Here is a 1,052-nt window from a genome sequence, read left to right as displayed (position 1 = left end):
TCCCCGAGGAGACCCCGGCGGGGGTACGTCCGCTGCCGCGGGCGCGTCGGCCGCCGGGGTCTCCTCGGGGACCGGGGGCGCCTGCGCCGTACGCCGCAGGGCCGCGCGGGCGGCGTCACCCGGCCGGAAGGGGCCGTCGGACTCCGGGGCGGCCCGCGGGGCCTCCTGAGGCGGGTCCGGGGGCGCCGGGGATTGCGCCGGTGCCGGTGCCGGTGCGGGTTCCTCCGGTCGCTCGCGGGCGGCCCGCAGGGCGCGGCGGACCGCTTCGGCCGGGCTGACGTCCCGCTCTTCGTCCGCCATCACGCCTCCCTCCGCAGCCTGACGAGGTCGGACAGTTCACGGTCCGTCAGTTCGGTGAGGGCGGACTCGCCCGAGCCGAGGATCGCGTCGGCGAGGGCGCGCTTGACCTGGAGCATCTCGGCGATGCGGTCCTCGATGGTGCCCTCGGTGATGAGGCGGTGGACCTGGACGGGCTGGGTCTGGCCGATGCGGTAGGCGCGGTCGGTGGCCTGTTCCTCCACGGCCGGGTTCCACCAGCGGTCGAAGTGGACGACGTGGCCCGCGCGGGTGAGGTTCAGGCCGGTGCCGGCCGCCTTGAGCGACAGCACGAGGACGGGGGTGGCGCCGTCCTGGAAGCGGTCCACCATGCGCTCGCGTTCGGGCACCGGCGTGCCGCCGTGGAGGAGATCCACCGGGATCGCGCGGCCTGCCAGGTGGGCGGTGATCAGCCGGGCCATGCCGACGTACTGGGTGAAGACGAGGGCCGAGCCGTCCTCGGCCAGCAGGGTGTCCAGCAGCTCGTCCAGCAGGGCGAGTTTGCCGGAGCGGGCGGCGAGGGCGTCGCCCGTGGCGGGGGCCTGCTCCTTGAGGTAGAGCGCCGGGTGGTCGCAGATCTGCTTGAGCGCGCCGAGCAGCTTGAGGACCAGGCCGCGGCGCGCGATGCCGTTCGCCGTCTCGATGACGTGCAGCGACTCGCGCACCACCGCCTCGTACAGCGCGGCCTGTTCGCGGGTGAGCGGGACGGGATGGTCGGTCTCGGTCTTGGGCGGCAG

The 1,052-nt window shown here is 75.1% G+C and carries 1 protein-coding gene and 1 pseudogene; both read right to left on the bottom strand.

What is annotated here, in order from left to right; genetic code table 11:
• Positions 1-300: pseudogene (locus BZL64_RS39680) on the bottom strand (hypothetical protein); the annotation flags it as partial.
• Positions 300-1,052, bottom strand: a 753-nt coding sequence (locus tag BZL64_RS35645) for a DEAD/DEAH box helicase (RefSeq protein WP_143663405.1), incomplete at its 5' end; no start/stop codon positions are given. The pseudogene BZL64_RS39680 and the gene BZL64_RS35645, both read right to left, overlap by 1 nt.

Source organism: Streptomyces bobili (assembly GCF_002154575.1).
Classification (GTDB): Bacteria; Actinomycetota; Actinomycetes; order Streptomycetales; family Streptomycetaceae; genus Streptomyces; species Streptomyces bobili.
Note: the sequence above shows the minus strand (reverse complement) of the source record. Positions and strands in the feature narration are given on the sequence as shown.